General features: G+C 70.2%; 20 protein-coding genes and 1 tRNA gene. 6 read left to right on the plus strand and 15 right to left on the minus strand.

Annotated features, from left to right (window positions below; genetic code table 11):
• Window positions 1-74 (minus strand) — tRNA-Gly (locus tag HOW07_RS10820).
• Window positions 75-569: 495 nt separating this feature from the next.
• Here HOW07_RS10820 and HOW07_RS10825 point away from each other — a divergent pair.
• The gene (locus HOW07_RS10825) at window positions 570-1,661 is read left to right on the plus strand and encodes an alpha/beta fold hydrolase (protein ID WP_175116942.1); all 1,092 of its coding nucleotides are present in this window, start codon (window positions 570-572) and stop codon (window positions 1,659-1,661) included.
• A gap of 235 nt (window positions 1,662-1,896) precedes the next feature.
• Here the strand turns inward: HOW07_RS10825 and HOW07_RS10830 are convergent, their stop codons facing one another.
• The 3 genes from HOW07_RS10830 to HOW07_RS19465 form a co-directional block, all read right to left on the minus strand.
• Entirely contained in the window at window positions 1,897-3,267 is a 1,371-nt protein-coding gene (locus HOW07_RS10830; protein ID WP_175116943.1) for an LLM class flavin-dependent oxidoreductase, read from the minus strand.
• Window positions 3,268-3,350: 83 nt separating this feature from the next.
• Window positions 3,351-4,775: an APC family permease gene (locus HOW07_RS10835; protein WP_175117192.1), complete on the minus strand. Its 1,425-nt coding sequence runs from the start codon at window positions 4,773-4,775 to the stop codon at window positions 3,351-3,353.
• 94 nt (window positions 4,776-4,869) lie between these two features.
• A complete protein-coding gene (locus tag HOW07_RS19465) occupies window positions 4,870-6,282 on the minus strand; it encodes an HNH endonuclease signature motif containing protein (RefSeq protein WP_254628277.1) in 1,413 nt (470 codons plus the stop codon).
• A 146-nt stretch (window positions 6,283-6,428) separates the two neighbouring features.
• Between HOW07_RS19465 and HOW07_RS10850 the strand changes: the two genes are divergently transcribed.
• Complete coding sequence (locus HOW07_RS10850) at window positions 6,429-7,883, plus strand: threonine/serine exporter ThrE family protein (RefSeq protein WP_079001064.1); 1,455 nt, start codon at window positions 6,429-6,431, stop codon at window positions 7,881-7,883.
• 128 nt (window positions 7,884-8,011) lie between these two features.
• On the opposite strand, the gene HOW07_RS10855 is transcribed toward HOW07_RS10850, so the two are convergent.
• From HOW07_RS10855 to ppk2, 10 genes are all read right to left on the minus strand, one after another.
• Window positions 8,012-9,247 carry an MFS transporter gene (locus HOW07_RS10855; protein ID WP_175116945.1) on the minus strand — a complete coding sequence of 412 codons (1,236 nt, stop codon included), beginning with the start codon at window positions 9,245-9,247 and terminating at the stop codon, window positions 8,012-8,014.
• 49 nt (window positions 9,248-9,296) lie between these two features.
• Entirely contained in the window at window positions 9,297-9,437 is a 141-nt protein-coding gene (locus HOW07_RS10860; RefSeq protein ID WP_153303361.1) for a hypothetical protein, read from the minus strand.
• Window positions 9,427-9,879, minus strand: a complete 453-nt coding sequence (locus tag HOW07_RS10865) for an SRPBCC family protein (protein WP_071261699.1) — start codon at window positions 9,877-9,879, stop codon at window positions 9,427-9,429. The genes HOW07_RS10860 and HOW07_RS10865 overlap by 11 nt, the downstream gene beginning before the upstream one ends.
• A gap of 154 nt (window positions 9,880-10,033) precedes the next feature.
• Entirely contained in the window at window positions 10,034-10,720 is a 687-nt protein-coding gene (locus tag HOW07_RS10870) for a response regulator (protein ID WP_175116947.1), read from the minus strand.
• Complete coding sequence (locus tag HOW07_RS10875; protein ID WP_064295030.1) at window positions 10,717-13,212, minus strand: DUF4118 domain-containing protein; 2,496 nt, start codon at window positions 13,210-13,212, stop codon at window positions 10,717-10,719. The genes HOW07_RS10870 and HOW07_RS10875 overlap by 4 nt, the downstream gene beginning before the upstream one ends.
• Before the next feature lie 3 nt (window positions 13,213-13,215).
• Complete coding sequence (gene kdpC, locus HOW07_RS10880) at window positions 13,216-13,824, minus strand: potassium-transporting ATPase subunit KdpC (RefSeq protein ID WP_175116948.1); 609 nt, start codon at window positions 13,822-13,824, stop codon at window positions 13,216-13,218.
• A gap of 33 nt (window positions 13,825-13,857) precedes the next feature.
• Window positions 13,858-16,023, minus strand: a complete 2,166-nt coding sequence (kdpB, locus tag HOW07_RS10885) for a potassium-transporting ATPase subunit KdpB (protein ID WP_175116950.1) — start codon at window positions 16,021-16,023, stop codon at window positions 13,858-13,860.
• 94 nt (window positions 16,024-16,117) lie between these two features.
• The gene (gene kdpA, locus HOW07_RS10890; RefSeq protein WP_079001075.1) at window positions 16,118-17,791 is read right to left on the minus strand and encodes a potassium-transporting ATPase subunit KdpA; all 1,674 of its coding nucleotides are present in this window, start codon (window positions 17,789-17,791) and stop codon (window positions 16,118-16,120) included.
• Window positions 17,791-17,880, minus strand: coding sequence for a K(+)-transporting ATPase subunit F (kdpF, locus tag HOW07_RS10895; protein WP_056009336.1), 90 nt, complete (start codon window positions 17,878-17,880; stop codon window positions 17,791-17,793). Before kdpF ends, kdpA begins: the two co-directional genes overlap by 1 nt.
• A 262-nt stretch (window positions 17,881-18,142) precedes the next feature.
• Window positions 18,143-18,967 carry a polyphosphate kinase 2 gene (ppk2, locus tag HOW07_RS10900; protein WP_121291291.1) on the minus strand — a complete coding sequence of 275 codons (825 nt, stop codon included), beginning with the start codon at window positions 18,965-18,967 and terminating at the stop codon, window positions 18,143-18,145.
• A 218-nt stretch (window positions 18,968-19,185) separates the two neighbouring features.
• Here ppk2 and HOW07_RS10905 point away from each other — a divergent pair, with 218 nt between their 5' ends.
• The gene (locus HOW07_RS10905) at window positions 19,186-20,352 is read left to right on the plus strand and encodes a hypothetical protein (RefSeq protein WP_175116952.1); all 1,167 of its coding nucleotides are present in this window, start codon (window positions 19,186-19,188) and stop codon (window positions 20,350-20,352) included.
• Between the two features lie 112 nt (window positions 20,353-20,464).
• A complete protein-coding gene (locus tag HOW07_RS19835; protein WP_217485252.1) occupies window positions 20,465-21,334 on the plus strand; it encodes an AraC family transcriptional regulator in 870 nt (289 codons plus the stop codon).
• A gap of 25 nt (window positions 21,335-21,359) precedes the next feature.
• On the opposite strand, the gene HOW07_RS10915 is transcribed toward HOW07_RS19835, so the two are convergent.
• Complete coding sequence (locus HOW07_RS10915) at window positions 21,360-22,586, minus strand: MFS transporter (protein WP_175116954.1); 1,227 nt, start codon at window positions 22,584-22,586, stop codon at window positions 21,360-21,362.
• Window positions 22,587-22,741: 155 nt separating this feature from the next.
• Here HOW07_RS10915 and HOW07_RS10920 point away from each other — a divergent pair, with 155 nt between their 5' ends.
• Complete coding sequence (locus HOW07_RS10920; RefSeq protein WP_064296018.1) at window positions 22,742-23,389, plus strand: TetR/AcrR family transcriptional regulator; 648 nt, start codon at window positions 22,742-22,744, stop codon at window positions 23,387-23,389.
• Window positions 23,390-23,452: 63 nt separating this feature from the next.
• Window positions 23,453-26,329, plus strand: coding sequence for an MMPL family transporter (locus HOW07_RS10925; protein ID WP_121291304.1), 2,877 nt, complete (start codon window positions 23,453-23,455; stop codon window positions 26,327-26,329).
• Window positions 26,330-26,610: the final 281 nt, after the last annotated feature.

Here is a 26,610-nt window from a genome sequence, read left to right on the forward strand (position 1 = left end):
TGGAGCGGATGACGGGAATCGAACCCGCGCTATCAGCTTGGGAAGCTGAAGTTCTACCATTGAACTACATCCGCGTGGCGCCGGAGCGTCCTGAGTAATCGTACATGACCCGGCGGTGCTCCGTATGGACTCGGGCCTCGCCCCCTCCCGGTACCTGAGCTTGTCGAAGGGAGGAGGGCCCTCGTATGCCCTTCGACAGGCTCAGGGACCGGAGGTGGCCAGGGACCGGAGGTGGCCAGGGACCGGAGGTGGCCAGGGACCGGAGATGGCCAGGGACCGGAGGTGGCCAGGGACCGGAGGTGGCCAGGGACCGGAGATGGCCTGGGACCGGAGATGGCCAGGGACCGGAGATGGCCAGGGACCGGGACGGGATGGCCCGGCGGATCGGGATGGGTTCTGCTGGTCCCTGAGCCTGTCGAAGGGTGGGGTGTGGTCGTGTGCCCTTCGACAGGCTCAGGGACCGGGGTTCGGCTCAGGGACCGGGGATAGCCCGGGACCGGGGTTCGGCTCAGGGGCCGCAGCTAGGCTGGTTCACCGTTCCCCGAGTGGGACGGGATCGAGGGTGTGACGTGAAGCGCAGTGCAGGTGTCGTCGTGGCCGGCCTCGCCACCGTTGCGGTCGCGGGGTTCGGGGTCGCGAGCGCGATGGTCGCCCGACGCGTCATCGGGGCCGGACGAGTGCACTACAGCGAGGTGTTGCCGACCTCGTCGCGCACGACCGTGCGGCTCGAACGGAACGCTGCCACCGCGCTGCCGGGACGGTATGGGCTCGAGTTCGACGACGGCTCGCGGGTCATCGTCGGACCGGTGATCGGCCGCGAGACGACCGACGGGTCCGTGATGCGAGCGGTCGTCAACGGCCAGGTTCCCGCCGGGGCTACCCGTGCGCGGTTCACCGGGGCGGCTGTGACACCCGCGGACCTCGGGGTGGACGAGGCGCGCGTGCCGAGGTCACCGTCAGGGGCATGGCGGTTCGACGGCGATGCCGACAGCGCCTCACCTGACAACACCTGGGTCGTGCACACCCACGGGCTCGGGGCCTCGCCACTCGCGACGCTCCGCTCCGTGCAGGCCGTGCAGCGCGCGGGACTACCGTCGCTCGTCGCCTGCCTCGGGTCCGCGTTCGCCGAGCGTCGCTCCGGGGCTGACGCCACGGATGTGAACCGCGTCGTGGCGGCCATCGACGACGCCGTGGCGCTCGGTGCTCGACGGGTGATCGTCTGCGGCTGGTCCTACGGCGCCGCCCTGAGCCTCGCGGCGGCACGCGAGCGACCAGAGGTGGTGCAGGGCGCGATCCTCATCTCGCCGATGCTCGGCCTCAGCGAGACGGTGCTCCATGCGGCTGCGGTCGCCGGGGTGCCGCGGGCGCTCGTGCACTCGGCGCTCGCCGTGCTCTCGACGCCGGTGCTGGCGCGATCCGCCGGGGTGCGCGGCGCGGTTCCGGTCCGCGCGCTGTCCGCCGGGCCGATCGACGACCTGCCGACGCTCGCGATCCACTCGCCCGGCGACACGACGATCCCCGTGGAGCTCACGCGGGCCGTTGCTCGCAGCTCACCCTCATTCGAGCTCGTCGAGGTCGACGCTGCGCCGCACGGCTTGGAGTGGAACGTCGCGCCGGAGGCGTTCGAAGCGGCTGTGCGGGAGTGGCTCGAAGCGCGCTGATCGGGTGAGGCTCGGTCCCTGAGCGAGGTGCTCCTCGGTCCCTGAGCTTGTCGAAGGGCGGGGTGTGTCCGCGGTGCCCTTCGACAGGCTCAGGGACCGGAGGGTTGGGGGAGCGGGTCGCTGTCGGTTGGGTGCGTGGTGCCCTTCGACAGGCTCAGGGACCGGGGTGGTTGGGGGGTGCGGGTCGCAGCCGGTTGGGTGCGTGGTGCCCTTCGACAGGCTCAGGGACCGGGAGTCAGCTCGTGTAGCGGTAGCGGGCGCCGGTGTGCTCCTCGGGGAGACGGTCACCACGGCCGTGGAGCTTGTGGCGCAGGCTGCCCTCGACGTACTCCTCGGGGTAAGCGCCACGACGACGCAGCTCGGGGATGACGAACTCGACGATGTCCTCGAAGGTGCCGGGCGTGATCGCGTAGGCGAGGTTGAAGCCGTCGACGTCGGTCTCCTCCACCCACTCCTGCAGGGTGTCGGCGATCTCCGACGCACTGCCGACGATCCGCGGACCGAGCCCACCGATCGCCCCCATGCGCGCGATGTCCTTCACCTTGAACTCGCCACCCTCTTCGTTGGCCGCCTGGTAGTTGGCGACCGCCGACTGGATGGCGTTGCTCTTCACGTTGCCGATCGGCTCCTCCGGGTCGTACTGCGACAGGTCGATGCCCATCCAGCCCGACATGAACACGAGCGCACCCTCCTGCGACGCGTACTGCAGGTAGTCCTCGTGCTTCGCCTGGGCCTTCTCGCTCGTCTCGTCGGTGATGATCGTCAGCAGCGTGTAGATCTTCGCCGAGTACCGGTCGCGACCGGCGGCCTCCAGGGCGTCGCGGATGCGGCCGACCGTCGCCTTCAAGCCCGCCTTCGTCGACGCACCGACGAAGATCGCCTCCGCGTTGCCGGCGGCGAACCGGATGCCGCGCGGCGACGCACCGGCCTGGTAGATGACCGGCGTCCGCTGCGTGGACGGCTCGGACAGGTGGATGCCGGGCACCGTGTAGTGCTTGCCGAAGTGCCCGATCTCGTGGACCTTCGTCGGGTCGGTGAACACGCCCGTCTCGCGGTCGCGCACGACGGCGTCGTCCTCCCACGAGCCCTCCCACAGCTTGTAGAGGACCTCGAGGTACTCGTCGGCGACGTCGTACCGCTCGTCGTGCTCGAGCTGGTCGTCGTGCCCCATGTTGCGCGCCGCACTCGGCAGGTAGCCGGTGACGACGTTCCAACCGACCCGCCCCTTCGTCAGGTGGTCGAGCGTTGACATGCGTCGCGCGAACGGGTACGGGTGCTCGTACGCGGTGCCGGCCGTGACGCCGAAGCCGAGGTGCTTCGTCACCGCGGCCATCGCCGACACGAGCAGGATCGGGTCGTTCACCGGCACCTGTGCGCCGTTGCGGATCGCGGCCTCGTTGCTGTCGCCGTAGACGTCGTAGGTGCCGAGGACGTCGGCGATGAAGATGCCGTCGAAGTTGCCGCGCTCGAGCAGCTGCGCCAGGTCCGTCCAGTAGGAGAGGTCCTTGTAGGTGCTCGAGCGGTCGTCTGGGTGGCGCCACATCCCCGACGCCTGGTGGGCGACGCAGTTCATGTCGAAGGCGTTGAATCGGATCTGTCGGGTCATACGCACGATCCTGCATTACGAGTCCCGGACGTCGCCTGGCAATCGGCCCCTCGCGTAACAGGGCGTCATCTAGGCCCCGGACATCACCTCTGCGACGTGTCCTCCGCTGCGATCGCCTCGGCGTACTCCTCGTCGCTGAGGGCGCCGACCGTCGAGTGCCGGCGTCCGTACCCGAGGTAGAGCGCCGCGCCGACGAGCATCCAGACGAGGAACACGATCCAGGTCGTCCCGCCGAGCGACACCATGAGCCCGAGGCACATGACGATGCCGAGCGCGGGGACCACCGGGAACAGCGGGACGGAGTAGCTGCGGTCGAGGTCGGGGCGTAGGCGACGCAGCAGGATGACCGAGAGGTTCACGAGGGCGAACGCGAACAGTGTGCCGATGCTCGTGGCGTCGGCGAGTTCGCCGAGGGGGATGAGGGCGGCGACCACCGCGACGACCGCACCGACGATGACGGTCCCGGCGACGGGCGTCCCGCTGCGGCGACCGACGCGCGAGAACACCCGCGGCACCATGCCGTCCTGCGCCATCCGGTACAGGATGCGCGTCTGCCCGTAGTAGACGGTGAGCACGACGCTCGCGATCGCGATGACCGCGCCGATGGAGAAGAAGAGCGCGACGATCGGCTGCCCGGTGATCTCGGTGAGGATGCCGACGAACGCGGACTCGTCGTCCGCGAAGGCGGTCCACGGGCGGGCACCGATCGCGGCGATGGCGACCAGGATGTAGACGGCGGTGACGATCACCATCGACAGGATGATCGCGCGCGGCAGGTCGCGACGCGGGTTCGTCGCCTCATCGCCGGCGGTCGATGCCGCATCGAACCCGATGTAGGAGAAGAACAGCCGGCTGGAGGCTGCCGCGACACCGGCGACACCCATGGGTGCGAGCGGTTCGAAGTTGCCGAGGGAGAACGCCGAGAACGCGATGACGACGAAGACGAGCAGCACGGCGAGCTTCACGAACACCATGATCGTGTTCGCCCAGGCGCTGTCCTTCGCGCCGCGGACGAGCAGCAGCATCGCGAGCAGGACGAGGGCCGCGGCCGGCAGGTTGATCAGCCCGTCGGCGACGCCGATCGGGTTCGCGAGTGCCGGCGGCAGTCCCAGGCCGAAGACCGCGAGCGCTTCGTTCACGTACTGCCCGGCGCCGACGGCGACCGCGGCGACGGAAACGCCGTACTCGAGGACGAGGCACCACCCGCACACCCAGGCGACGCCCTCACCCATGGTCGCGTAGGCGTAGGAGTAGCTGGATCCGGAGACCGGCACCGACCCGGCCATCTCGGCGTAGGACAGGGCCGACAGGAGTGCTGCGAGTCCGGCGACCGCGAACGCGATCCAGACGGCGGGTCCGGCGAGCGGGACGGCGGTGCCGAGGACGACGAAGATCCCGGTGCCGAGCGTCGCGCCGACGCTGATCATCGTGAGCTGCCAGACGCCGAGCGATCGGCGGAGCGACGTCTCCGACTCGGCGGGATCCGTCCCGAGTCGGACGAGCGGCATGCGCCTGCGCAGCTGCGCGAGGAGCGGGAGTCGGCGGTTGGTCACGGGTATCCATGGTAACCGTGGGCGCGAGGATCGTCCGGCGCGCTCGCACTCACCCGGTCTCGGCGAGCTCGGGTCTCGTCTCGTGTCGTCGGCCGTCGGGTGTGGTCCAGGTGAGGATGCCGCCGGGGTGGTGCTCGAGGTTCCAACCCGGCAGGTGTTTCAGTCGGTGATGATGTCGGCAGAGACAGGCCAGGTTGTCGACCGCTGTCGTGCCGCCGTCCTGCCAGGCGATCGAGTGGTCGAGGTCGCAGTTCCGGGCGGCTCGTCCGCAGCCCGGAGCCCGACACGTGGTGTCTCGCAGACGGACGGCACGCGCCAGGTCGGCCGGGACCCGGTACTGCTCGCGTCCGACGGACACGACGGCTCCCGTTTCCGGTTGGGTGAGGATGCGGGTCATCGAGGGCGCGGTGACCGCGAGTCGGGCGGCGGTGTCGGGGTCGATCGGGCCGTAGCCGTCGAGCACGCCGGGTTCGTCGGTGACGCCGAGGGTGGACAGTGCCGGGACGGTCATCTGGACGGTGGCCCGGATGCGGCCCTCGATGCCGACGGGCTCGGCGAGCAGGGGGTCGGCCCCGGCGGCGACCGCCTCCTCCGCGATCCTGGCGGCGTCGTCGAGCGGTGCGGAACCGGGGAGCCACGTGAACGTCCCGGTCGTCTCCGGGTCGACCGGGATGGGACCTGTGTCGTCGCTCACCGTGCCGGCGACGGCGAGCGACGCGAGGGTGTCGGCGCGCAGCTGTGCGAGCGTGCGAGTGTCGCCGGCGATCCGCGCCGGGACCGCGACGGCGTCGAGGCGGTTCCTGATCGCGTGTGCCAACGGGGCCGTGGTGAACAGGTGCAGCCAGGCCATGCCGTCGGCCGCAGCCTCGAGCTCGACGCGGCGGTCGGTGATCGAGCGCGTGCGTCGGGCGGTGATCGATTCGGGATGCAGCCGTTCCCGAACGACCCTGGCGCGCTGCCGGAGGCGTGCTGTCGTCGATCGGAGAGCGACGGGCAGCACCTGCTCCAGGAACACCGCGTGGCCTTCCACCGGGACGTCGCGCAGCTGGTCGGTGATCGCGCGGGCGTGACCGCCGCTGATGGAACCGTGCGCGAGGGCCTCGAGCACGGCGGGTGCGTGGTGGACGAGTGCCTCGGCGTCGCCGACCCGTGCCTGGAGCGTCGGCTCGGACATCCTCGTGGCGATCGCGAGCGACGCGCACATCGACCGCCTCGCGAGATCGCGGGCGTCGGTCGAGGTGGTGCTCGTGGAGACGAGCGCTGACGCTGTGGCGTCGGCGTATGAGAAGGCCTCGGCCAGCAGCTGCGCCTCCTCGGCGTCGAGCGCCGCGCGGCGCCTGGAGAGATCGACGAAGCGGTCGGTGAACGACGCCATCCGAGCAGCGAAGGCATCGCTCGGATGCTCCGGATGCCCCTCGCGCTCGAGCGCCTCGGGGCCCTGGATCATGGCGGTCTCGGTCATGACCCCAGTCCACCATGGACCACTGACATTCGAGATGATCACGAGGATCCCGGCCGTGAGGACGAGTCCGCGGCCTCGCACAGGCGACTGCGGAACGCCAGGGCGAGACCGCGGTCACCGGTGGCTCGTACGATGAGCGGGTGGGTATGCGTTCGCTGCTGAGTCAGCTGGCCGGGGGAGTCCGAGGAGCGGCGCCGGAGGGTGTCGACGAGCAGGCGGTCGTCCGCCTCAACGCCGAACGGCCCGTGCGCGAGGTGCTCGAATTGGCAGGCCGGATCGGTGAGTCGATGCTCGCGCTCGGGGCCGCAGCGGCCGAGGTCACCGACGCCATCCGTCGGGTCTGCCGCGCGTTCGACCTCGAATGCCAGGTCGACCTCACCTTCACCTCCATCCTCATCGCGCACGACGGGTCCGAGCGGTCACCTGGGGTCACGGTGCTGCGCGTCGTGCGTTCACCCGCAGCAGACTTCGACCGGCTCGCGAAGGTCGTCGTGGTCGCCGAGGGGATCACCCGTCGCTCCGAGCCGATCATGACCGTCACCGACGTCGCCCGCGACGAGGAGGCGGACGTGCTCGACGAACTGCACGCCCGCCTCGGCACCGCCCATCGCGACCTCGACCGCATCCTCACCGCCCGTCGCACCTACCGTCGCGGCTTCATCACCGTGCTGCTGTCGACCATGGCCGCGGCCGTCGCCGTCCTCCTCGGCGGCGGCGTGGTCTCGATGCTGCTCGCCGCAGCCACCACGGCACTCATCGACAGCGCGTTCCGGGCCCTGAACGTCTGGAAGCTGCCCGTTTTCTTCCTCCAACTCACCGGAGCGGCCATCGCCACGACGGTCGCCGTCCTCATCTCCATCCTCAGCCCCTACGTCCCGGCGGACCTCTCCGCGCTGCCCCCAGCCCTCATCGTGGCGTCCGGCATCGTCGTCCTCCTCGCCGGCGCTTCACTCGTCGGGGCGGCCGACGACGCGATCAACGGGTTCCCGGTCACCGCAAGCGGACGCCTCGTCGAGGTGATGCTCCTCACCATCGGGATCGTCGTCGGCATCGGTGGGGTGCTCGACCTCGCCCGACGACTCGGCATCTCGCTCGTCCTCTTCGACCTCCCCGTGAGCCCCTGGCCGGTCGCCGTGCAGATCGTCGGAGCGGCCGTCGCCTCGGCAGCCTGGGCGATGGCCTCGTACGCGGCCCTCCGCGCGGCGTTCTTCGCGGGCGTGACCGGCGCCATCGCGTTCTCGGTGTTCGTGTTCGTCTCCGGCAGCGGCGTCGCCCCGGCGGCGGCCAGTGCGCTCGCCGCACTCGTGATCGGGTTCGCTGCGGAGGCGCTCGGCCCGCGGCTGCGGATCCCGGCGATCATCCTGACGATCTGTGGGATCGTCCCACTGCTGCCCGGGCTCGCGATCTACCGCGGCATGCTCGCCCTCGTGAACGGCGAGCAGGGCTCGGAGGGCTTCGAGCAGCTCCTGCAGGCGGGGCTCACCGGCCTCGCGCTCGCCGCGGGCGTCACCTTCGGCGAGATCCTCGCGCGCCGCTCGGGTGTCTCCGGCCGCGTGCTGTTGCCCGGGTACATCCGGCGCTCCAAGCGCCACCCGCGCTGAGTAGCCCCGGTCGCTGAGTGCACCCGGTCACTTCTGAGCGGTCCCGGTCACTGAGCTTGTCGAAGTGCGCCCTTCGACAAGCTCAGGGACCGGGTCGGTGTTGCTCAGGGACCGGGTCGGTGTTGTGCTCAGGGACCGGTAGGTGAAGGCGTCCGCTGCCGGGCCTGGGGCTTCGCCGCGGACGTCAGGAACGACGCCAGGACGACGACGGCGAGCACGACGATCATCGCGCCGCGCAGACCGAAATGCTCCCCGAGGAACCCGAGCAGCGGCGGCCCGACGAGGAACGCGACATAGCCGGCCGAGGCCACCGCCCCGACGGTCGTCGTCGGATCGTCGCTCTCACCCGCCGCGGAGAGGGTCACGGGGAAGCCGAGGGCCGCACCGAGCCCCCAGAGCAGGACCGCGAGCCCCGCGACGAGGACGCTGTCGGAGAAGACGACGAGCGCGATCCCGACCGCCGACACCAGCGCGCTCACCCGCAGCACGTTGGCCTTCCCGAAGCGGGCGAGGAGCGGTTCACCGGCGAAACGACCGATCGTCATGGCGAGAGCGAACCCGGCGAAGACGATCGATCCGACGGCCGCCGTGGTGCCGTGCCCGTCGACCATGATGAGCGGCAACCAGTCGCCGGCGGCGCCCTCCGCCAGCGCGAGGGCGAGCACGATGAGTCCGAGGAAGATCACACGCTGCTGTCGCCACACCGCGAGCTGCGCGCGGATGCCGGGGGAGCCGATCCCCGTGTCCGTCTGACGTCCCGTGTCGGCCGGGATCTTCGGGATCGCCCACAGCAGCGCCGCGAGGGCCACGGCCACGACGATCAGCAGGTGGATGGTCACGGGGAAGGCGATCGCCGTGAGCGCGATGCCGGCGACGGATCCGATGACGGAGCCGAGGCTGTAGCAGCCGTGGAGCACGGGCAGGATGGACCGTCCGGACAGCTGCTCGATCGTCGCACCCTCGATGTTGATCGCGATCTCTGCAAGGCCGAAACCGAGGCCGATGCCGACCAGCCCGACGAACACGCCCAAGCCTTGGCCGGCACCCGCCATGAGGGCGAGGAGGGCGAGCCCCGTGACGAAGGCGGTACCACCGATGAGGATCGGGCGTCGGGCGCCGAAGCGGCGGACGAACGCCGCCGAGGACAGGACGCCCGTCATCGAACCGATCGAGATGCCGAAGAGGATGAGCCCCATCTCGGCGGTGCTCGCATGCACGAGGTCGCGGACAGCGGGCGTCCGGACGATGAAGGATGACAGGCCGACCCCGAGGGTCAGCATGAAGACGAAGATCGCCCCGCGCCGCCGCCGAAGAGGGGCGGACAGCGCGGGGCGGGGGTTCGCCTGACCGGCGCGAGCACTCATGCTCCGAGCCTAGAGGCGGTGGGAGTGCTGATTGGCAGGAATCAGATGATCAGCCCGAGGGGTTCTCGACGGGATCGCCCTCGGCGTCGGTCCCCGTCTCGGGATCGACCTCCTCGGGCTTCGTCACGGCCTGCTCGATGTCGTCGTCGTGTGCGCGCTGCGCGTCCGACTCGGGTCCGTTATTCGACATCGCCACGCCATCCCTGACCGGTCTGACCTTCGGTCTCGACGAGCTGCTTGAAGTTGCCGAGGTCCTTCTTCACCGCATGTCCGGCCACACCGACGGCGGAACCGAGGTGCTCGAGGAGGCCCTTGGGCTCCCAGTCCAGCTGCACGGTGACGCGCGTCTTGGCGTCCTCCAGGCGGTGGAAGGTGACGACGCCGGCGTGGTCCGCCTCGCCGCCCGTGCTGTTCCAGGCGACGCGCTCGTCCGGGTGCTGCTCGGTGATCTCCGCTTCGAAGGTGCGGGTCTGGCCGGCGACGCTCACCGTCCACTCGGTGAGCGTGTCGGTGACCTGCGTGATCGACTCGACCTCGTCGAGGAACTTCGGGAAGTCCTCGAAGCGGGTCCACTGGTTGTAGGCGACGGAGACGGGAACGTCCACGTCGATGGTTTCGATGATCTGCGTCATGGGCGCCATCCTCTCTGGTGCTGCGGTACCTGCACGGGTCTCGTCCGGAAAACCCGGACGCGACTGCGACGGTACGCGTGCAAGCTGCGATTCCGGGGGCATGGCCACAGGCGCTGCAACCTGTTACCCTGCCCGTCGCGACGCGTGCCCTCGCTCAGAGTTGGAAGCGGTACCCCATGCCGGCCTCGGTGAGCAGATGGCGGGGGGTGGCCGGCTCCGGCTCGAGCTTCTTCCGCAGCTGCGCGATGTAGAGGCGCAGGTAGCCGGTGTCGGTCACGTGCGTCGGACCCCAGATCTCCGTGAGCAGCATCTGCCGGGTCACGAGCTTGCCGGCGTTCCGGATCAGCAGCTCGAGCACCTGCCACTCCGTCGGCGTCAGGCGGACGGTGACCGGGGTCGCACCAGCGATCTGGCTGGTGACCTGCTTCGCGGCGAGGTCGACCACGATGTCGCCGAACCGCACGGTGGGTTCGGCCTCGGCACCGGGGACCCGTCGGGTGAGCGCGCGGACCCTGGCGAGCAGTTCGTCGATCGCGAACGGCTTCGTCACGTAGTCGTCGGCTCCGGCGTCGAGCGCCTCGACCTTGTCCGTCGAGCCGGCACGACCGGACACCACGAGGATCGGCGCGTCGGTCCAGCCGCGGAGGCCCTCGATCACCTGCCGCCCGTCGAGCCCGGGCATGCCGAGGTCGAGCAGGTACAGGTCGGGGCGGTGCGTCGTCGCGGCGTTGAGCGCAGCGGTGCCGTCCTCGGCCGTGATGATCTCGTAGCCGCGGGCGGTGAGCGTGATGCGCAGGGCCCGGAGGATCTGCGGGTCGTCGTCGGCGATGAGGATCTTCATCGAGCGCTCCCCTCCTGATCACGTGCCGCCGGCAGCGACACCACCATGGTGAGACCCCCACCCGGCGTGTCCTCCGGTTCGAGTGTGCCACCCATCCCCTCGACGAAGCCCTTCGACAGCGCGAGCCCCAGGCCGAGACCGGTGAGGTTGTCGGTGTCGCCGAGCCGCTGGAAGGGGACGAACACGTCCTCCCGCCGGTCGGGTGCGATGCCCGGGCCGTGATCCACGATGCGGATCTCGACGGCGTCGCGGAACCCGCTCGTCGCGATCCGGACGGGGGTGTCGTCGGGACTGAAACGCTGCGCGTTCGTCAGGAGGTTCACGATGACCCGCTGGAGGAGGCCGGCGTCCGCGAGGACGGGTGGCAGCTCGGGTGCGAGATCGAGCTCGGCGTCGTGCGGGCCGATGCCGAGCTCGTCGAAGGCCGGCAGGATCGCGTCCTCGACGTCGATCGGTGCGACGGTCACGGCGAGGACACCGGCCTGGAGGCGACTGACGTCGAGCAGGTTGGTGACGAGGGCCGCGAGCGTGCGCAGGCTGTCGTCCGCGGTTTCGAGGAGGTCGCGGCGGTCCGCCGTGGTGAGTTCGACGTCGGTCGCGCGCAGTCCGGTGACGGCGGCGGTCGCGGCGGCGAGGGGGCGCCGGAGGTCGTGACTGACCGCCGAGAGCAGCGCGCTCCGCACCCGGTCGGTCGCGGCCAGCGGGCCGACCTCCTGGGCGGTGGCGCGCAGATCGGTGTGCTCGAGCGAGGCGTCGAGCTGCGCCGCGATGACGGCGAGCAGGCGGCGGTCGGAGGCGGCGAGCACGCCACCGTGCAGTTCGAGCACCGCGCGGGTGCCGATCGGGACGCTCGTGAAGTCGCCGCCGCGGGTCGGTTCGCCGTCGACCGCGAGGACCTGCTCACCCGCGACGAGGCGCACCCCGGCGAGCGAGAAGGACTCACGGGTCCGGCTGACGAGTGCCTGCAGGGCACCCTCGCCGCGGAGCACGCTGCCCGCGACCGTCGCGAGCAGCTCGGACTCCGCGGCCGCGCGCCTGGCCGTGCGAGCCCGCCGGGCCGAGAGGTCGACGACCCCGCTCACGATCACCGCGATGACGACGTAGAGCACGAGCGCCACGAGGTGCGCCGGGTCGTCGATGGTCACGGTGTAGAGCGGTTGGACGAAGACGAAGTCGAGCGTGACCCCGGACAGGACGGCCGCGAACACCGCCGGCCAGAACCCGCCGACGAGCGCGACGAGCACGACGAGGAGCTGGTAGGACAGCACCTCGCTCGTGATCGACTCCTCGGTGCGGGCGAGGTGGAGGAGCCAGGTGACGAGCGGCCCGCCGATGAGCGCGAGCGCGAAGCCCGCGATGTGGCGCCGTGCGCTCAGGGCGCCGCCGAGCTTCGGCAGTCGGAACCGGCCGCCCGCCGCCTCGTGGTTGACGATGTGGACGTCGATGTTGCCCGACTCGCGGATGACCGTGTTGCCGATGCCGGGCCCCGTGACCGCGGCGGACAGGCGACTGCGCCGGCTGACGCCGATGACGAGCTGCGTCGCGTTCGCCGCCTTCGCGAAGTCCACGAGCGCACGAGGCACGTCGTCGCCGACGACCTGGTGGAAGGTGCCGCCGAGGGTGTCGACGAGCGCTCGCTGCTGCGCGAGTGCGCCGGGGTTCGCGGTGCGGAGGCCGTCCTGCGTCGTCACATGCACCGCGATGAGTTCACCACCGGAGGAGCGGGCTGCGATCCGGGCGCCGCGCCGGAGCAGGGTCTCGCCCTCCGGTCCGCCGGTGAGGGCCACGACGACCCGCTCACGCGCCTCCCAGGTGCTGTCGATGCCGTGTTCGGCGCGGTAGTCGCGGAGGGCGGAATCGACCTCGTCGGCCAGCCACAGCAGCGCCAACTCGCGCAGTGCCGTGAGGTTGCCGAGGCGGAAGTAGTTGGACAGTGCGGCGTCGATCCGTTCGGCCGGGTAGACCCGGCCGCCGGCGAGCCGGTCGCGGAGGGCCTGTGGAGCGAGGTCGATGAGTTCGATCTGGTCGGCCGCCCGCAGCACGGCGTCAGGGATCGTCTCCCGCTGCGGCACCCCGGTGATCTGCCGGACGACGTCGTTGAGCGACTCGATGTGCTGGATGTTCACCGTCGAGAGCACGGAGACACCGGCGGCGAGCAGGGCCTCCACGTCCTGCCAGCGCTTGTCGTTCGTTGAACCGGGGGCGTTCGTGTGGGCCAGTTCGTCCACGAGCGCGAGTCCGGGGCGGCGCGCGAGGACGGCCTCGAGGTCCATCTCGTCGAGCGTCACGCCCCGGTGCTCCACGCCCCGACGCGGCAAGGTCTCGAGCCCCTCCGTCAGGGCGGCGGTCGCGGCCCGGCCGTGGGTCTCGACGACCGCGACGACCACGTCGACGCCCTCCGCGGCGAGACGGTGACCCTCCTCGAGCATCGCGTACGTCTTGCCGACGCCGGGGGCCGCGCCGAGGAGCACCCGGAGTCGTCCGCGCTGCATGGGTTATCCGTTCAGTCGGGCCACGGCGAGGTTGAGCTGCAGGACGTTGACCGTGGACTCCCCAAGGTAGCCGAGGTCGGGGCCCTGCGTCAGGCGCTCGACGAGGGCACGGACCTCACCCTCGTCGAGGCCGCGCTCGGCGGCGACGCGGGGCACCTGCAGCAGTGCGTAGGCCGGGCTGATGTGCGGGTCGAGGCCGGACGCGGAGGCCGTCAGCGCGTCGGCGGGGATGCTCGACGGATCGACGTCCTCGAAGGCGGCGATGGCCGCGCGGCGCTCCTCGATCGATGCGACGAGGTCGGTGTTCTCCGGCCCGAGGTTGCTGCCGCTCGACGCGCCACCGTCGTAGCCGTCGCCGGCCGCCGACGGACGCGACTGGAACCACTGTGGCAGCGGCTTGCCGTCGGCGTCGGTGAACGACTGCCCGATGAGCGCCGAGCCGACCGTCTCGCCACCCTCGGTGACGGCGGATCCGTTCGCCTGCCAGGACATCGTCGCCTGCCCGATGCCGGTGACGATGAGGGGGTAGCCGACGCCGAGGACGACGGTGAGGGCGAGCATGGCCCTGATGGCGACCCAGTACTGGGCGATGCCGCTGCGGGAGGCACTCATGATGATCTGTCTGCTTTCGTGTGCTGGGTGGGGCTAGAAGCCGGGGATCAGGGTGACGACGAGGTCGATGAGCTTGATGCCGATGAACGGCGCGATCACGCCACCGAGCCCGTAGATCAAGAGGTTCCGGCTGAGGACCTTCGAGGCGCTGAGCGGTCGGTACTTCACGCCACGGAGGGCCAGCGGGATCAGGACCACGATGATGATCGCGTTGAAGATGATCGCCGAGAGGATCGCCGATGCGGGGGAGTGCAGCTGCATGATGTTGAGCAGAGCGAGCCCCGGGAACACCCCGGCGAACATGGCCGGGATGATCGCGAAGTACTTGGCGACGTCGTTCGCGATCGAGAACGTCGTGAGCGCACCTCGCGTGATGAGCAGCTGCTTGCCGATCCGGACGATGTCGATGAGCTTCGTCGGGTCGGAGTCGAGGTCGACCATGTTGCCGGCCTCCTTCGCAGCGGAGGTGCCCGTGTTCATCGCGACACCGACGTCGGCCTGCGCGAGCGCCGGAGCGTCGTTCGTCCCGTCACCGGTCATCGCGACGAGGTTGCCGCCCTCCTGCTCCTTGCGGATGAGCTCGAGCTTCTGCTCGGGCGTCGCCTCGGCCAGGAAGTCGTCGACCCCGGCCTCGGCGGCGATCGCCTTGGCGGTGAGGGGGTTGTCACCCGTGATCATGACCGTGCGGATGCCCATGGCGCGCAGCTCGGCGAACCGCTCCGCGATGCCGGCCTTCACGACGTCCTTCAGGCGGACGACGCCGAGCACCCGCGCGGTGCCGGTGGTGTCGGTCTGTGCGACGACGAGCGGGGTGCCGCCGCCGGCGGACACCGCCTCGACGTGCTCCTGGAGCTCGGCGCGGTTCGCCTCGGCGAGGGATCCGAACGACTCCACCCAGGCCAGTACCGCTGAGCCGGCACCCTTGCGGATCTGCACGCCGTCCGGCTGGTCGAGGCCGCTCATGCGGGTCTGCGCGGTGAACGGGACGATCTCGCCAGCCCCGGACCCGTCCAGGTGGATGCCACGCTCGGCCGCGAGGTCGACGATCGACTTGCCCTCGGGCGTCGGGTCGCTGAGCGAGGACCGGGCGGCGGCCTGCGCGAGCTCCTCCGGCGTGACACCGCGGAGGGCGATGAACTCGACCGCCTGCCGGTTGCCGTAGGTGATGGTGCCGGTCTTGTCGAGCAGCAGGGTCGTGACGTCGCCGGCGGCCTCGACCGCACGGCCGGACATCGCGAGCACGTTGCGCTGCACGAGTCGGTCCATGCCGGCGATGCCGATGGCCGAGAGCAGGGCGCCGATGGTCGTCGGGATGAGGCAGACGAGCAGGGCGATGAGGACCGGGACGCTGACGGGAGCCGCCGCATAGGAGGCGATCGGGTTGAGCGTCAGCGCCACGACCACGAACACGATCGACAGGCTCGCGAGCAGGATGTTGAGCGCGATCTCGTTCGGCGTCTTCTGCCGCGCCGCGCCCTCGACGAGGCCGATCATGCGGTCGACGAAGGTCTCGCCGGGCTTCGAGGTGATGCGGACGACGATGCGGTCGGACAGCACGCGGGTTCCGCCCGTGACGGCACTGCGGTCGCCGCCGGACTCGCGGACGACCGGGGCCGACTCGCCCGTGATCGCCGACTCGTCGACCGAGGCGATGCCCCAGACGATGTCGCCGTCGCCCGGGACGAGCTCGCCGGCGGTCACCACGACGACGTCGCCGAGGGTGAGGTCCGCCGAGGAGACCTGGCCGATGGCGGCGTGCTCCGCGGACGGATCAGCCGAGGCGTCGTAGGCCGTGACCTGGTTCGCCATGGTCGAGGTGCGCGTCTTGCGGAGGCTGTCGGCCTGCGCCTTGCCGCGGCCCTCTGCCACGGACTCCGCGAGGTTGGCGAAGACGACCGTGAGCCACAGCCAGATCGCGATGCCCCAGGTGAACGACGCCGGCACGGCCGACCCGCCGGACTCCTGCGCACCACCGAGGAACGGTTCGGCGATCGCGAGGACGGTCGTCAGTGCCGCCCCGACCTCGACGATGAACATGACCGGGTTCTTGACCATGAGCCGCGGGTCGAGTTTGCGGAAGGCGCCCGGGGTCGCGGCGAGCAGCTGTGCCGGACCGAAGGCGGCCTTCGCGGGCTCGTGGTGGTGGTCCTGCTCCTGCTCGGGTTCCGCCTGGGCGGGAAGCGTGTGCGTGGTGGACATGGTTATGACAGCCCTTCCGCCAGGGGGCCTGGCGCGAGTACGGGGAAGGAGGTGGGTGCGGTGATGATCACGGCGTGTGCGTCGTGGACGTGGCTCATGACAGCCCTTCCGCCAGAGGACCCAGCGCGAGTACGGGGAAGTACGTGAGTGCGGTGATGATCACAGCGACACCGGTGAGGAGGCCGACGAACTGCGGCCGGTTGGTCGGGAGCGTTCCGGCGGTCGACGGCACCCGGTCCTGCGCGGCCAGCGAACCGGCGAGCGCGAGGACGAGCACGATCGGGACGAAGCGGCCGAGGAGCATCGCGACACCGAGCGCCGTGTTGAACCACGGGGTGTTCGCCGTGAGACCGGCGAACGCGGAACCGTTGTTGTTCGACGCGGAGGTGAAGGCGTAGAGGACCTCGGACAGGCCGTGGAGGCCCGGGTTCCAGATCGACGTCGTCTCCACATCCGAACGGACGCCGGGGATCGCGAAGCTCAGTGCGGTGCCGGCGAGCACGAGCGTCGGCGTCACGAGGATGTACAGGCTCGCGAGCTTGATCTCCCGTGGGCCGATCTTCTTGCCGAGGTACTCCGGGGTCCGGCCGACGAGCAGCCCACCGATGAACACGGCGATGACGGCGAGCACGAGCATGCCGTACAGGCCTGAGCCGACGCCGCCGGGGGCGATCTCGCCGAGCATCATGTTGATCATCGGCATCATGCCGCCGAGTGCCGTGTAGGAGTCGTGCATCGAGTTGACGGCACCCGTCGAGGTGAGCGTCGAGGTCGAGCCGAACAGCGTCGAGGCGAAGACGCCGAAACGCTGCTCCTTGCCCTCCATCGCGCCGCCGGCGGCCATCGGTGCCGCTCCGAGGCCGCGGGCTTCGAGCGCCGTGAGGATCGAGAACGAGGCGAGGAAGATGACGCCCATGACCGCGAGGATCGTGTAGCCCTGCTTGTGGTCGCCGACCATGCGGCCGAAGGTGCGCGGGAGGGAGAACGGGATCGCGAGCATGAGGATGTTCTGGACGAGGCTCGTCCACGCGGTCGGGTTCTCGAAGGGGTGCGCGGAGTTCGCGTTGAAGAACCCGCCGCCGTTCGTGCCGAGGAGTTTGATGGCCTCCTGCGAGGCGACCGGTCCGCCGGGGATGGTCTGCGTCGCGCCCGTGATGGTCGTGACGTCGGTGAAGCCGTTGAGGTTCTGGATGGTCCCGCCCGCGATCAGCACGACCGCCATGACGACGGAGAGCGGCAGCAGCACGCGGAGGGTGCCACGGGTGAGGTCGACCCAGAAGTTGCCGATGGTGCCGCTGCGGCGACTCGCGAACCCGCGGACGAGGGCGATCGCGACGGCGATGCCGACGGCGGCGGAGACGAAGTTCTGCACCGCGAGGCCCGTGAGCTGCACGGTGTAGCCCATCGTGACTTCGGGGGAGTACGACTGCCAGTTGGTGTTGGCGACGAACGACGCGGCCGTGTTGAACGACAGTCCCTCGGGGACGGCGGGGAGGCCGAGTGCGAAGGGGAGGACGGCCTGCGCACGCTGGAGGGCGTAGACGAGGAGGACGCCGACGAGCGAGAAGGCGAGCACCCCGCGGAGGTAGGCCTGCCAGGTCTGCTCGGAGCGGGCGTCGACACCGATCACGCGGTAGAAGCCCCGCTCGACGGCGAAGTCCTTGCCGGAGGTGTACACGCGGGCGAGGTACTCGCCGAGTGGACGGTAGAGCAGCACGAGGACCAGGACGAGGGTCGAGACCTGCAGGATCGCGAAGAGGGTCTGCATCAGAACCTCTCGGGTTTCACGAGCGCGTACACGAGGTACACGACGGCGGCGACGGCCAGGACGGCGGCGAGGAGTTCGAAGACGATCACAGTCTCTCCACTCCCCGGGCGACGAGGCCGACCAGAGCGAACACGGCGATGACGCCGAGCACGTAGACGAGGTCGAGCAAGAGGACTCCAGTGGGTGCGTGGTGCGGGTGCGTGGTGCGGTGTCCCGTTCGGGACAGCTCAGAGCCAACACCCGTCAGCGACCTCCGACGGCGGTCCTCACGGTTTCCATACGCCTTCCGCGTGGATCCTCACGACCTCCCTACGGGGTGCTCCTCCTCAGGCCGCCGTCCTACCCTCCTGCTCAGCTCCCGAGCGTGTGGGCGTGATCCGGCACGTACCGGTACCGTTCGCGCGCGGGTCGGTCGTACCCGTCGGCGCCCGGCCGCTCGGGGATGTCGATCGGCTCGGGGGCGCGCTGCTCGTAGGGGATCTGAGAGAGCAGGTGCGAGATCGCGTTCAACCGGGACGCCCGCTTGTCGTCGCTCTCGATCGTCCACCAGGGGGCGTCCGCGTGGTCCGTGGCCTCGAACATCTCGTCCTTGGCGCGCGAGTAGTCCTCCCAGCGGGTGATCGACTGGAGGTCCGTGTCGGACAGCTTCCAGCGGCGCATCGGGTCGTCGAGGCGCGAGCGGAACCGTTGCTCCTGGACCTCGTCGGAGACCGAGAACCAGTACTTGACGAGGATGATGCCGTCCTCGACGAGCATGCGCTCGAACACGGGAGTCTGGCGGAGGAACCGCCGGTACTGCTCCGGAGTGCAGTAGTCCATCACCCGCTCGACGCCGGCACGGTTGTACCAGGAGCGGTCGAACAGCACGATCTCGCCCGCGGTCGGCAGGTGCTGGATGTACCGCTGGAAGTACCATTGGCCGCGCTCCTGCTCACCGGGGGTCGGCAGCGCGGCGACCCGCGCCGAACGCGGGTTCAGATATTGGACGATGCGCTTGATCGCGCCGCCCTTACCCGCGGCGTCGCGGCCCTCGAAGACCACGACGACTCGCGCGCCGGTCTCGATCACCCAGCGCTGCATCGCGACCAGTTCGATCTGCAGCCGTTCCAGCTCCGCTTCGTAGCGGTCCTTCCGGATGCGTTTGGGCGGCTTGGTCCGGTTCGGAGTCTTCGACATGCTGTGTGTTCCCGCCCGTCCCCGCGAGGACTGGTTCGACGCCTGACCGGCGCGGTGGTGCAGTGCTCGGTGCCCGCCCCGGCGGAGCGGGCACTCGCACCCAGCCTGCGCCCGCCGGAGGATTCCCGTCGGGTGTGTCATCCGCGTGCCGACAGGCGTATAGTCACGCGCGCGCTGTCCTAGGCTTGGACGTCGGGGGCGTCGAGGGGATCTGGTCGGTGGAACTGCGGTGGCTGACGGCGCCCGAACACGAGGTCGCCGCGGCGATGGCGGACGAGCGTCGTTCTGGCCGGTCCAAGTGGGTGCCCACCGGGCGGAGAGTGCTCTTCCACCTCTACTTCAGTCTCGTCCTCTGGTACCTCGCGATCGCCCTCGTCTCGGTCGGAGTCAGCGTCGACGAGCACCACGACGGTCGCGTCGAGATCGATGACGTCGTCGGGCTGGTCGTCGCCGTGCTCGTCCTCGTGGGTCTCCTCGTCGGGGCCTGGTTCCTGTACCGCTGGTCGCGACGTCCGCCGTCCCCGAAGGCAGGCCTCGCCGAGTGGCGGACCCACCTGACGGCCGTGGCGAACGGATTCGGGGAGGAGCCGAAAGGACGGGCGATGTTCTCCTCGCTCATCACCACGACGGGGAAGTACAACAACGCCTTCATCACCACGCCGGGGCCGCAGCTGTCGTCCCACCCGCGGTTCGTCGGCGACCGGGTCGAGTTCGGCAACCTCGTCGACGACGTGAAGCGGTCGCGGGACTGGCACTACCTGACCGTGCAGCTACCGGCCCCGCTCCCGCACCTCCTGCTCGACGCGACGACGAACGACACCGTCCGCAGCGACCTGCCGCCGGGCCTCGACCGGGGTCTGCGTATCTCCCTCGAGGGCGACTTCGACCGGTGGTTCCGCGTCTACGCACCGTCCGGCTACGGAACGGACGCGCGATACGTGCTGACCCCCGACGTGATGTCGTCGCTCGTCAGCACCGCGGCGTACTACAACGTGGAGATGGTCGACGATCGGGTCGTCTTCTTCAGTAAGCCGGCCGCCGACTTCTCGTACGCCGCCCCCTGGGTCGCCGTCGACGCGATCCTCAGCGACCTCGTCCCGCGTCTCATCACGAGGGCTGAGCGGTACCGCGACGAACGGGTGGCGGGACAGGACGCGGAGAGCGTCCTCGAGGCGGCACGGGACGCCATGGAGGCTGAGCAGGTCTGGACCCGGAAGGAGACGGTCGTCGGCGAGGAGGGTCGTCGCCTCACGGTGCGGGCGCGCTTCCATGCGATCTGGGTGGCCGTCGGTGCGGTCAGCTGGCTCGTCACCCGCACGCTGCTGTACTTCATCCCGGGCGCCTTCGCCTTCGCAGGGTTGATGTCCGTGATCGACGGGCGCTAGCCGCAACCGAGTCGCCCGAATCTGCTCGGATCCACTCCGAGACCGGACAGATCCTGGCGACTCAGCGTGCAGGTCGCGGAACATCCGGCGAGGCATTCGCGTTCACGACGGTGTGACCACCACCCTGACCGCTCCCGCAGGGCCCGCGACCGACACCTTCGATCGCGCGCTCGCGAGCTTGGAGTGGACGATCCACGGCACCGACCGCGACCGCCTCGCCGCGAACGTTCCGCTGCGGCGGCCGCACGCGGCATCCGGCTTCGTCTACCTCTCCAGCGGCCGCGTCCGCCTCACGGCCGCCGACGGCACCCGCGACCTCGACGCCGGGGACCTCGTCTTCTTCCCTCGCGCCCACGCCACGACGGTGGTCGCGCTCGAGGACGCCGAGCTGCTCGACGTCGCGTTCACCCCGCCCGGTCAACGCCAGCAGGTGGCGGAGACGCTGCCCGAGCACCTGTACGTCGCAGATTTCGCCGGGCAGGAGCCCTCGATGGTGGCGCTCCTGGAAGGTATGGGCTGCCCGCAGGCGGCTGGTCGTCCGCGGCCGGGCGACAGCGTTATCTGCAGCCGCATCGCGACCACGATCGTGTCGGCCGCGCTGCGCACCTGGAACGAGGCCGGCTGCGCACCGGAGCGCTGGTTGCAGCGCATCGGCGACCCGCACATCGGTGCGGTCCTCGACGCCCTGCACGCCGAACCTGGGCGACCGTGGACCTTCGAGACGCTCGCCCGCATAGCCATGATGTCGCGGTCGGCGTTCGCCGAACGGTTCCGCGAGGTCGTCGGGCACACACCGCGCGCCTACCTCACGACCGTTCGCATGGAGACGGCGAAGGGGCTCATCCTCACGGGCGACGCGTCCGTGGCCGAGCTCGCCGGTGCCCTCGGCTACGTGTCGGAAGACGGGTTCGCGCGCGCCTTCCAGCGGTACACGGGCCTGACGCCCGCCCGTTGGCGTGCCGAGGCGGCGCTCGCCGCGTAGGTGCTCGGCCGGGCGGCCTTCGGCTTCACCGCGCGGTGCGCGCCGACCCGAAGACGATGCCACCGATGATCGCGGAGATCGCCGCGACCGTGAGCGCCGGGACGATGCCGACCGCGTCGACGAGCAGCCCACCCGCTCCGGCGCCGACGGTGATCGCGAGCTGGAACCCCGCGACGACGAGTCCGCCGCCGGACTCCATGCGGTCCGGCACGAGGCGACCCATCCACGTGCTCAGGGTCGTGAGCCAGGCGCCGAAGCCCATGCCCCAGGTGGTGATCGCGATGGTCACGATCCACGGCTGCCCCGGGAACAGGGTCACGAGTGCGATCGAGACGCCGATGAAGGCCGGGACGACGAAGCGCAGAGCCGCGAGGTGGCGGTCGACGAGGAGTCCGATCACGAAGTTGCCGACCACGCCGCCGAGGCCGAACGCCGCGAGGAGGACGGCCACACCGGCCGCGTCGAGGTCCGGCACCCGCTCGATCGCGAGCCGGATGTAGGTGAAGGCGATGAAGTGGCCGAGGACGGTCAGGATGTGCCCCGTGAGGCCGACGCGGATGCCAGGGACCCGGAGCGTGTCGACGAGCGACCGCAGACCGCCGCTGGACGGTGCCGGGGCGACGGGCGGGAGCACGAGCCGCAGTGCGACGGCCACCACCGCAGTGATGACCGCGACACCGGCGAAGATGAGGCGCCAGTCCATGACCGAACCGAGGTAGGTGCCCACCGGGACACCGGCGACCGTCGCGACGGTGGTGCCGGTGTTCACGAGCATGATCGCCCGACCGAGGTGGTGCGGAGCGGACAACCGGGCGGCGATCGCGATCGACATCGCCCAGAAGGCGCCGAGGGCCGCACCGAGTAGGAGGCGGGCGATGAGCAGCATCACGAAGTCGGCGGAGATCGCGACGAGCGCGCTCGACACCGCGGCGGCCGCTGCGAGCAGGACGAGCAGGAGGCGGCGGTCGAGCCGCGGGACGAGGATGCCGATCGTCGGTGCGGTGAGGAAGCCGATGAACGCCGTCGCGGTGACGGCCTGGCCCGCCTGGCCCTCGGTGATCCCGAGCGAGGCTGCCATCGACGGCAGCAGGCTCGGCGGCAGGAACTCGGCGAGCACGAGCACGAAGCTCGTCGCCATCATGACGGCGACGGCCGCCCATGCGGTCCGCGTGCGAGGGGCGGCGGACGCGGCTGTGTTCGTCGTGGGGACCGAGCCCGTTCGTGGAGCATCGAGCTTCTCGCCTGTCGTCATGCCTCAAGCCTGCCCGAGACGAAGCGGTCGCATCCGACCTCCCGTCCACTCGAGCCGACCGCCAGTCCACCGGAGGCGCCGTGCCCTGCCGAGAGTCGCCTGAGACCATGGTCAACAAGTTGCACTCAGTGCATCGGTGCACGTAATGTACCCACGTGTCCACCACCGCCCCCGCCGAGGATCGACGCGCCGCCCTCCGCGCGCGCCACCATCGGGCGATCCTCGACGCCGCCCGCGTCATGATCGCGGAGCAGGGCATCGCGGGGTTCAACGTCGACGTCATCGCCGAGCGCGCTGACGTCTCGCGCCGCACGGTGTTCAACCACTTCTCCTCGATCGACGACCTCGTCACCACCTCCTGCACGGAGGAGCTGGCCGTCGTGATCGAGAGCTTCCGGTCCGCCGTCAACGCACGACCGGCAGGCCCCGGGTCGCGCGTGTCGATGTTCGAGGACGTCGCCGCAGCGCTCCGCACGACCGACATCCCCCGCGTCATCGCCTTCCTCTGGAACGCGCTCGGCGGCTTCGCACCCGACGACTCGCGCCCGCAGCAGCTCTTCCAGGCCACCTTCTCCCGCACCACCCAGGAACTCGCCCACGAACTGGCCGAGCGCAACACCGACGTCGACGAACTCGAGGCCGGCTTCCTGGTGTCCTCCCTCATGCACGGTGTCGAAGTGCTCGCCCACCACTGGATCGCGAGCACCGGCGCCACCACGGACGATGAAGCCCGTGCCCTCTGGACCGACCTGCTGGAACGGCTCATCGCGAGCGTCCGCACCGGCTACGCGTCCACGCACTGACCCGCTTCCCGTTCCGTCCCCGCACACGACACCTGCACCACCTCCCGAAGAATCGAGACTCCCTTGGCTGAACTGCTGTATCGCCTCGGACGCTTCTCCGCGCGTCGCGCGTGGGCCGTCCTCATCTCCTGGATCGTGATCCTCGGCATCTCGGTCGGCGCGTTCCTCGCCTTCGGCGGCACCCTCTCGAGCGCCGTCACCATCCCGGGCACGCCGACCGCGAAGGTCACCGACCAGCTCGAGGAGTCGTTCCCGAGCGCGTCCGGCGGCACCGGGGCGATGGTGTTCCACACGAAGGACGGCGACGCCTTCACCGACAGCCAGAAGACCGCCATCGGCGAGCTGCTCGACGAGACGGCCGACCTGAAGGGCGTCGACACCACGGTCAACCCCTTCGAGACGCAGGAGACGATCGCCGACCAGGCGAAGCAGATCTCCGACGGCAAGACGCAGATCGACGACGGCCGCACCCAGCTGACCGACGGCCAGACGCAGCTCGACGCCGGACAGCAGCAGCTGACCGACGCGCAGACCCAGCTGAGCGCCGCGCTCGCCCAGGCGCAGCAGGCCGCCGGCGGCACGCTCCCGGCCGCCGCACAGGCCCAGTTCGACGCCCAGCAGACCGCCATCACGCAGCAGCAGACGGCGCTCGACGCCCAGCAGGCCACCATCACCGAGAACCTCGCGAAGCTCGACGAGCAGAGCACGAAGCTCGAGCTCTCCTCCCAGCTCCTCGACCTCTCCTCGGGCATCCGCACCGTCTCCACCGACGACACCACAGCGGTCGCGAACGTCGTCTTCGACAAGCGTCAGCAGGAGGTCACGCCGGAGACGAAGCAGTCGGTCATCGACCAGGTGAAGGAGGACGTCCCGTCGGGCGTCGAGGTCGAGTTCTCGAACGAGCTCGCGCAGAGCCTGCCGCAGCTGTTCGGCGTGGGTGAGGCGATCGGTCTCATCATCGCGGCGATCACGCTGCTCGTCATGCTCGGCACGGTCATCGCCGCATCGCTCCCGCTCGTCTCCGCGATCGTCGGCGTCGGTGTCGGCGTCACCGCGTCGCTCTCGCTCTCGGGTGTCGTCGACATGCTGTCGATCACGCCGGTACTCGGCGTCATGCTCGGGCTCGCGGTCGGCATCGACTACTCGCTGTTCATCCTCAACCGACACCGCAAGCAGCTGCTCGCGGGCGTCGAGCTGCACGAGTCCATCGGGCTCGCGAACGGCACCTCCGGGAACGCCGTCGTCTTCGCCGGATCGACCGTCCTCGTCGCGCTGCTGGCGCTCAACGTCACGGGGATCCCCTTCCTCGGCCTGATGGGTACCGTCGGCGCGATCTGCGTCGCCGTCGCGATCCTGCTCGCGGTCACCTTGACGCCCGCCCTGCTGTCGCTGCTCGGCCTCCGCATCCTCAGCCGGAAGGCACGCGGCACTATCGGCACGCCGCGTCCGGACGCCGTCCCGACCAAGCCCATGGGCACGCTGCGCGCCGTCGGCACGCTCGTCGCCGGACTCGTCGTGCTCGGCGTCGTCGCGATCCCCGCGCTCGACATGCGCCTCGGCCTGCCGGACGGCAGCTCGGAAGCCGTCGACTCGACGCAGTACCAGTCCTACACGCTCATCGAGGACAAGTTCGGTGCCGGCGTCAACGGGCCGCTACTCGTCGTCGCCACGCTGCCCGACGCCGCCACCGACGAGGAGGTCCTCGAGGAGCAGGTGCGGATCGGCCAGGAGATCGCCGACCAGGACGACGTGAAGGCCGTCGCACCGGTGGGCGCCTCGGACGATAACTCCGTGCTCGCCTTCCAGGTGATCCCGAAGGAGGGCCCGAACGCGGTCTCCACGGAGCAGCTCGTCCGCGACCTGCGCGACCTCTCGCCGCTGTCGGGTGACGTCGAGCTCGGCGTGGCCGGCAGTGCGAGCGGCAACATCGACGTCTCGAAGCAGCTGTCCGACGCCCTCCCGCTCTACCTGGCGCTCGTGGTCGGCCTGTCGCTGATCATCATGATCCTCGTGTTCCGCTCGATCCTCGTGCCGCTCACCGCGACGCTCGGCTTCATGCTGTCGCTCGCGGCGACCTTCGGTGGCATCACGGCGATCTTCCAGTGGGGCTGGCTCGGACCGGTGTTCGGCGTGCACGACCCGGGACCCATCCTGAGCTTCCTGCCGACGATCCTGATCGGCATCCTCTTCGGGCTCGCGATGGACTACCAGCTGTTCCTCGTGTCCGGCATGCGCGAGGCGTTCGCCCACGGTGCCCCGGCGCGCCTGGCGGTCCAGCGCGGGCTGCACGCCGGCCGCACGGTCGTCGTGGCGGCGGCGATCATCATGATCTCCGTCTTCGGCGGGTTCATCTTCTCCCACTCGGCGATGATCCGGTCGATCGGGTTCGGTCTCGCGTTCGGTGTGCTCGTCGACGCGTTCGTCGTCCGCATGCTCCTCATCCCGGCGGTCATGCACCTGCTCGGGAAGAGCGCCTGGTGGATCCCGAAGTGGCTCGACCGCATCCTCCCGAACGTCGACGTCGAGGGTGCAGCGCTCGAGCGCAGCCACCCGCATGACACGGGTTCGGTCGCGACCGCCCCGTCGAGCGGCGAGCCGCGGAACGCGGTCGACGGCGCGGAGACGGCGGCCCTCGGAGCCGGCGTGACCGCGGGGACGGCCGCACACGTGGCCGCGCCGTCGAGTGAGCTGACCCGCCGGGAGGCGGCAGCCGCCGCCGAGCGGACGCACCCCGCGCACGTGCTCACGACGGACCCCGACCCGGCCGACCAGCAGGTCTCCCGGGTGGAGCCCGGGCTCGACGTCGTCGTGCACCCTGCGACCGCCGGTGTACAGCGCGTGGCCGTCGGTGCCTACGTCATCGCGGTCGACGCCGACAACGGCACCGCGGTCGTCGAGCCGCCCGTCGGTGGCGTCGTGGTCGTCCGCGCGCCGAGGTAGCGCGAGCGGTCCGGTCCCTGAGCGACCTACTCGGTCCCTGAGCCTGTCCGGGTGTCCGGTCCCTGAGCCCCCCATCCGGTCCCTGAGCCTGTCGAAGGGCTGGTCGGTCCCTGAGCCCCCATCCGGTCCCTGAGCTTGTCGAAGGGCGGGGTTTCTCCGGGTGCATTTCGACAGGCTCAATGACCGGGGTGGGGCTCGACGACCGGCCTGCTCGGTCCCTGAGCGACCTACTCGGTCCCTGAGCCTGTCGAAGGGCGGGGTTGTCGGGGTGCATTTCGACA

It is taken from the genome of Plantibacter sp. MCCC 1A11337, from assembly GCF_013349365.1.
Classification (GTDB): Bacteria; Actinomycetota; Actinomycetes; order Actinomycetales; family Microbacteriaceae; genus Plantibacter; species Plantibacter flavus_A.